We start from the raw sequence: 2,025 nt of genomic DNA, 5'->3' as shown, positions 1-2,025 counted from the left end.
TACCTTATACTTTTTATCACTTCTAATCTAACATTTTCATCATTTATTGGCTTCCTACCTTTAATTCTCTCGGAATTAGAATCCCTAGCTACCACCACATAGACCCTCCCATACTTAGATGCCTCTTTCAAAAATTCAATATGTCCAGGATGAACTATATCAAAAGTTCCAGCTACAAAAACTTTCTTGGAAACATCTGATTTGAACTCCTTTTCGTTAATAATGTTAATTGAGTCAAAAAGACCTTCAGCGTATACTATATCAACTAAAGCAGTAATATAATCACCTTTCCCCAAATAATATTTGGAATCTTCAGTATAAAGCTTAGCTAACTCTATTACCTTAGAATATTTTTCGTCATTAATATTTATATTCTTTAATCTTTCTTCCATACCCTTGATATATTTTTCTATACGAGTTCTCAAGTCATTAGCATCCATTTTATAGCATCAGCCTCCATATAATGAAGAGTCCCCGGGATTATTATAATATGAGGAGTATCGCCAAAATCATAATTAAGGGCCTCTTCCACCGTCATCGCTATAACTTTTTCGTTTTCACATCCTAATCTAGCACCTACAATAACAATATTTGACTTAGATATCACGTTCATCCTATGTTTATCCTCCATCGATAACAATATATTTAATGCATCATTTGCTGTCATAGCTTTACCATCTTTTAAATCAAGGTAAATAATTGTATGTAGTCCACGTTCTTTATTATCCCTAATAACATGATAAGGACCATAATCTATGAAATTATCGTACGGAAATGTCACTGTAACCGATTTCCCAAACTTATATGAAGATAAGAATGACTTAGATACAATATAGCAATGAACTGATACTGCGGGTATAACATTAACTATATGACCCCTCTTCCTCGCATCTAAAGCTAAAGATACATGAGTAGTGGCTATTAAAGCGTCTCCTATTGTTGCGATACTTACTTTATAATTATTATCTAAGTAATTAAGCATGATTTTGGAATTATTTTCTAATAAATCTCTATTAGCCTCAATGACATCTTTGCCGTTTAGTATCTCTTTCAATGAATCTGTATTTATATCACAAGACTTAGAAGTATATCTATCGAAAAATATAAAATCAGAATTCAATAGAGCATCCACTGCACTTTTCGTAATAAACTTCTTGGCTAGACCTAAACCAACTAAATTCAACACTCCCATAAAAAATAATATATGCCATAATCCATTTAACATTAGTGTTAGAGATAGTTAAAGATGTTTATATAGCAGAAGATTTACCGGTAATATACATTAAAGGAATTAACAGTATAGTAATGTCAGACATTCATATAGGTTATGAAGAAGAAATGGCAAAGAAGGGAATATATATACCTAGAATACAGAAGAAGAGATTTTTGAATATTCTAAATAGAGCGATATCTACGTTTAAAACGAGAAACCTTATAATAAATGGAGATTTTAAGCATACATTCGAAAGGCTAACTAGACAAGAGAGAGATGAATTAACTGAAATTCTAACTTATTTAAAGGAAAATGAAATTAATGTGAGAATAGTCAAAGGTAATCATGATAATTACATAAGCCTTATCACAGAGAAGTTTGATAATGTTGACTTAGTTGAAGATATAGATTTAGGAGAAATCTTTATCACACATGGTCATAAGCAGATAGAACCAAGGGAGGAAACTACGTATATTATAGGTCATGAACATCCTAGAATATCTATTAGAGATAAGTTAGGCTTTGCTAGAAAGTTTCAGTCCTTCTTAGTGATGCCAATAAAAGAAAAAGTCAATTCTAAAATCCTAGTTTTACCAGCGATTGGGATTTATCAAGCTGGAAATGATATATCACTAATACATTCTAATTATTTAAGTAATTTGGTAAAAGAGCACGGGATATTAGAAAAAGCAAAACCTTACGTAATAATAGAAGGAGAAGGCATAATGGAATTCCCTGAATTAGGGCTTCTCAAGAACATACTTATTTAAAAGAGGGATTTATAAGTTTAGAATAAAAAAGTTTTTAAGGTG

Annotated in this window: 3 protein-coding genes; 1 reads left to right on the top strand and 2 read right to left on the bottom strand. The window is 31.0% G+C overall.

The genetic code is table 11. From position 1 onward, the window contains the following. Together DMP16_RS09410 and dph5 are read right to left on the bottom strand one after the other, a co-directional pair. The coding region (locus tag DMP16_RS09410) for a DUF357 domain-containing protein (protein WP_143577152.1) at positions 1 to 440 on the bottom strand (440 nt) is incomplete at its 3' end. Continuing rightward, positions 422 to 1,192, bottom strand: a complete 771-nt coding sequence (gene dph5, locus DMP16_RS09405; protein ID WP_069284537.1) for a diphthine synthase — start codon at positions 1,190 to 1,192, stop codon at positions 422 to 424. The genes DMP16_RS09410 and dph5, both read right to left, overlap by 19 nt. A gap of 35 nt (positions 1,193 to 1,227) precedes the next feature. On the opposite strand from dph5, the gene DMP16_RS09400 reads away from it, so the two are divergent. Beyond that, positions 1,228 to 1,983: a metallophosphoesterase gene (locus DMP16_RS09400; RefSeq protein ID WP_143577151.1), complete on the top strand. Its 756-nt coding sequence runs from the start codon at positions 1,228 to 1,230 to the stop codon at positions 1,981 to 1,983. Positions 1,984 to 2,025 lie beyond the last annotated feature (42 nt).

Origin of the sequence: Sulfolobus sp. B1 (assembly GCF_007050195.1) — an archaeon.
Taxonomy (GTDB): Archaea; Thermoproteota; Thermoprotei_A; order Sulfolobales; family Sulfolobaceae; genus Saccharolobus.
The sequence above is the reverse complement of the archived record's forward strand: the minus strand, read 5'-3'. Positions and strand labels throughout refer to the sequence as shown.

What these genes read in the sequence shown, in the direction of transcription:
- dph5 (WP_069284537.1), bottom strand. Translation starts at nt 1,192, where the DNA reads ATGGGAGTGTTGAATTTAGTTGGTTTAGGTCTAGCCAAGAAGTTTATT.